The organism is Streptomyces sp. NPDC006743 (genome assembly GCF_040703815.1).
Taxonomy (GTDB): domain Bacteria; phylum Actinomycetota; class Actinomycetes; order Streptomycetales; family Streptomycetaceae; genus Streptomyces.
Map to the genome: position 1 here is coordinate 1 of NZ_JBEYJA010000129.1, position 4,055 is coordinate 4,055.

At 72.1% G+C, this 4,055-nt stretch carries 4 protein-coding genes and 1 pseudogene; 3 read left to right on the forward strand and 2 right to left on the reverse strand.

Going from position 1 to position 4,055, the window contains the following annotated elements:
• The first annotated feature begins 168 nt into the window (after positions 1 to 168).
• Positions 169 to 1,095 (forward strand): LysR family transcriptional regulator, encoded by a 927-nt coding sequence (locus ABZ719_RS37315; protein WP_366729615.1) that lies wholly within the window; start codon positions 169 to 171, stop codon positions 1,093 to 1,095.
• 218 nt (positions 1,096 to 1,313) lie between these two features.
• Here ABZ719_RS37315 and ABZ719_RS37320 read toward each other — a convergent pair whose 3' ends face one another.
• Positions 1,314 to 1,961, reverse strand: a complete 648-nt coding sequence (locus tag ABZ719_RS37320) for an alpha/beta fold hydrolase (RefSeq protein ID WP_366729616.1) — start codon at positions 1,959 to 1,961, stop codon at positions 1,314 to 1,316.
• 482 nt (positions 1,962 to 2,443) lie between these two features.
• On the opposite strand from ABZ719_RS37320, the gene ABZ719_RS37325 reads away from it, so the two are divergent.
• Positions 2,444 to 3,295: a methyltransferase domain-containing protein gene (locus ABZ719_RS37325; protein WP_366729617.1), complete on the forward strand. Its 852-nt coding sequence runs from the start codon at positions 2,444 to 2,446 to the stop codon at positions 3,293 to 3,295.
• A gap of 54 nt (positions 3,296 to 3,349) precedes the next feature.
• On the opposite strand, the gene ABZ719_RS37330 is transcribed toward ABZ719_RS37325, so the two are convergent.
• Positions 3,350 to 3,730, reverse strand: coding sequence for a helix-turn-helix domain-containing protein (locus ABZ719_RS37330; protein ID WP_366729618.1), 381 nt, complete (start codon positions 3,728 to 3,730; stop codon positions 3,350 to 3,352).
• Between the two features lie 113 nt (positions 3,731 to 3,843).
• On the opposite strand from ABZ719_RS37330, the pseudogene ABZ719_RS37335 reads away from it, so the two are divergent.
• Positions 3,844 to 3,951, forward strand: a pseudogene (locus ABZ719_RS37335) (NmrA family NAD(P)-binding protein); the annotation flags it as partial.
• Positions 3,952 to 4,055: the final 104 nt, after the last annotated feature.

Here is a 4,055-nt window from a genome sequence, read left to right on the forward strand (position 1 = left end):
GGAAATGAGGCGAGCCCGATCAGCTCGCGGCGTCCGTTGCGTTCGATCGCATGGCGCCGTAAGGTCCTTGTAGCGGAGCTACCTGGGCCTTTCGGCGACGCCGCGAGCGTGCGTGCCGGGCGTCGCGTGCCGGGCGCCCCTTTTGTTCGCAGCTCTTAGAGTGGGGTGGTGTCCGAACGCTTCCCCGCACCCGTGGACCTCGACCTCCGGCTCGTGCAGTGCTTCACGGTGGTCGCCGAGCACCAGCACTTCGGCCGCGCCGCCGAGGCGCTGCACACCACGCAGCCGTCGCTGAGCCGGCAGATCCGCCGCCTCGAACAGCAAGTGGGCGTCCGCCTGTTCGACCGCACCACGCGCGGCACCCGGCTCAGCGAGGCCGGCGAGGTTTTCCTGCCCCAGGCCCAGGGGCTGCTGCGCGCCGCGGTCGAGGCGATGGCCCGCACCCGGGCCGCGGCCCGGCCCGGCAGCATCACCATCGGCTACACCAAGGGGCTGGTGATCACCGCGGCCGTGCGAGCCCTGCGCGACCGCAACCCCGATGCCGAGGTCCACACCCGCCTGCTCGCCTGGAACGACTCGCGCGGCGCGCTGCTGGAGCACCGCGTGGACGCGGTGGTGACGCGTCTGCCGTTCCCCACCGACCGGCTGCGTGTGACCGTCCTCCACGACGAACCGCGTGTGCTGGTCGTGCCCCGGGACCACCGTCTGGCCGGCAAGGAGTCCGTCACCCTCGGCGACATCGCCGACGAGCCGATCCCCCACGTACGCCAGTCCGACCCGTTGCTGAACGCCTACTGGCGGCTCGATCCCCGGCCTGACGGGCGGCCCGCGCCCGAGGGCCCCCTGGTCGAAGCTCTTGAGGACAAGCACGAACTCATCGCCGCCGGGCAGGCGGTGGCCATCGGACCGCCCCTCGACCACGCGACCGGCCTGCATCCCAGCCTGACCACCGTCCCGTTGCGGGGGGTCGAGCCGAGCCAGGTCGTACTCGCCACCCGCGCCGGCGACCGCAGCCGTCTGGTCGCCGCTTTCCGCAAGCATGCCGAAACCCTGCTGACCGGAACCCACCGGGCTGGACCGGTCCCCACGACATGACCAGCGGCGGCTCCGCCCGCCTGCGCAAGCGACCACGGACGAACCGCGGCAGCCGGCCGCCCTCGTCGGTCTCCCGGACGCGTACCCGTTGCGCCACCGCACAGCCCGACGCCACTGCACCGTCCGGACCAGCGTCCGAACGGCCCGTCACTTCACCCATGGGCAGAGGCGATGACGGCCCGCCGAGCGGTCCGCGCTCAGGACGGCCCGCGGACCGTTCAGCAGGTGCGAGGTGTGTCATGGGCGGCGTGGAAGAGAAGGCGGGCCGCCCGGCTTCCGGCCCGTACGGCGTGGTCGGCGCGGCTGGGTCGGCAGCGGCCGGACTCGGGGTCGTACTCGGTCATGATCACACCGGCGTGGTCGGTGTCGGGCTCGTCGAGCGAGGCCGGCCAGCCTCGGTGCTGAAGAGCCGCATGGAGCCGGCGTGACTGCCGGACGTCCACGACCGGATCGGCAGATCCGTGGATCAGCCGGACGGGGATGGCCGGCAGCGATTCCTCGGCCCTTGTCAGTCCGTCGACGGGGGCGCGGGCCGTCAGCGGTTCCGGCCGGGTGTATCCGCCGGCGATACCGACGACGGCCCGAGGTCTCCAGCCGTCGAGCGCGCAGGGGTCCATGGCGGCGGCCAGCGCAGCGTTGCCCCCCAGGGACCAGCCGGCAAGCGCGATCCGTCCGGTGTCCCCGCCGAATTCGGCTGCGTTCTGCCGGACGAACCCGGCGGACTCGCGTAGGTGGGTCCGCCCACCGTCGTCGGCGTCCGGCCGCCAGTCCGGGACGAAACACACGACACCCAGCGAAGCCGCGGCCCGGGCGAGCGGCGCGAGGACGTCCCGCTCCTCGGGACCTCTTCCGTGCCAGAGCAGCACGACCGGCGAAGCCTCCGACGCCGTCGCAGGCCGATACACGTCCACACGCTGTCCACCGGCTCCGTACACGAGCCCGCTCACCACAGCGACATCCCCTGCCAACACTGCCCGCCCCGTTCCGCATGACGTCCTGGCGCATCGCGCGCCACGCCCCGACCCTACCGATCGGGCTGCGCACCCGGACGCTCGCGGACACGGCGGACTCCGCCTGGTGCGCCGCCGGGCCGTGTCTCGCGACGCCGGTGGCGTACGGGGCCTTCGCCGATTCTCGTAGACTGATCACGTGGCATTCATGAGCACCCCGCACTGCTGCTTCCTGTGACCGGAAGGCGTTGAGGGCGACACCGGACGGTGTCGCCCTCCTTGGTGTGCCTGCTGCGTGAACCACGCTCCCGCCGCTGCCCGTTCCTTTCGGAGGCAGTGAAGCTCTGAGCGCGCCCGCAGGCACGGACTCTTCCCTTCACCCTTGCCAGGAGTGCCTCGTGCCCGTGTCGCTTCCCCCTGCCCTCGAGCTGTCCCTCGACCTGCTGCGCTGCCCCTCGTGCCGCACGCGCCCCCTGCAGCCCGACCGCGGTGCACTGCGCTGCCCGGTGGGCCACACCTTCGACGTGGCCCGCCACGGCTACGCGGGCCTGCTGACGGGCACCCGCGCCACCAGCGGCGACGACGCGGCCATGGTCCGGGCGCGGGACCGGTTCCTGTCCACCGGCGCCTACGCGCCCATCCGTGAGGCCGGGGCCCGCCTGGCGGCCGACGCCGTGTCCGAGCGGGCCACGGTCGTGGACGTGGGGTGCGGCACGGGCTACTACCTGGCCGGTGTGCTCGACCACCTGCCCGGCGCCCGCGGTCTGGGGCTGGACACGTCGGTGCGCGCACTGCGGTCAGCAGCCCGAGCCCACGACCGGGCCGCCGCGGTCGCCTGGGACGTCTTCCGTCCCCTCCCCCTGGCCGGCGGAGCGGCCGATGCCGTGCTGAACGTGTTCGCCCCGCGCAACCCGGCCGAGTTCCACCGGGTGCTGCGCCCGGCCGGCCGGTTGATCGTGATCCGTCCCACCGGGCGGCATCTGGCTGAGCTGCGCGGCCGGTTGCCTGCGGCGGTCACGGTCGACCCGGCCAAGGAACAGCGCCTGCACCGGGCTCTGGATCCGTTCTTCGAGGCCGCGGTCACCGAACGGGTGGAGTACCCCGCGCACCTGTCGAGGCCGGACGCCCTGGACCTGGTGGCGATGACGCCGAGCGCACGTCACGTGAGCCGCGCGGACCTGGATGATGGCCGCGTCCTGCCTGAGCAGGTCACCGTCTCCGTGCTGGCCACCGCCTACCGGCCCCGGTGACCACGAGCGGGCGCATGCTCCTGCCGAGTAGAAGCGCTCTGTGACAGCGGCCTCTCAGGTCTCTCCCGTACGGGCGTCGTAGGCACCGCGTGCTGCCAGCACGCGGGCTGCGTTCGTCCTGGACCAGTCCGCGATGGCTGTGGTGAGTGCTTCCGCTTCGCGGCCGAGGCCGGTGAGGGCGTACTCGACCCGTGGAGGGATCGTCGGGTGGACGGTGCGGCTGACCAGGCCGTCGCGTTCGAGGTTGCGGAGCGCCTGCGTGAGGGACTTCTGGGTCACGCCTTCGACATGTCGGCGCAGTTCGGTGAAACGCAGCGGACGGTCGTTCTGGCCGAGCACGCCCAGAACGTAGAGCGACCACTTGTTCGCCAGCACACTCACGACGGTGCGCGACGGGCAGTCCTTCGAGTAGGTGATCTTCGAGTCGGTATCCATCAGGTACCTATATATCCAGACGGTGCCTACTTCACAAACGATACGCCACCTGGGCAGGCTGGAGAGGCTGTGGCGCGTTGCGCACGCCCCTTGATGCCGACGATGGAGGTGCCATGATTTTGGTGACTGGAGCGACGGGCAAGATCGGCACCGAGACGGTGCGGCTCCTGAACAGCGAGCGTCTCCCCGTCAGGGCGCTGGTGCGGGATGCGGCACGTGCGTCGCAGGACGGAAGCTGGAGCGGCGGGGGGGGGGGGTGCTGGGGCGGTGCCCGGCCCCCCCCCACAACCACCCCGCCATCGGCGGGCGGGGTGACAGTCTCACA

Coding starts and splice junctions, on each gene's coding strand:
- ABZ719_RS37330 (WP_366729618.1), bottom strand. CDS start 3,730: ATGGATACCGACTCGAAGATCACCTACTCGAAGGACTGCCCGTCGCGC.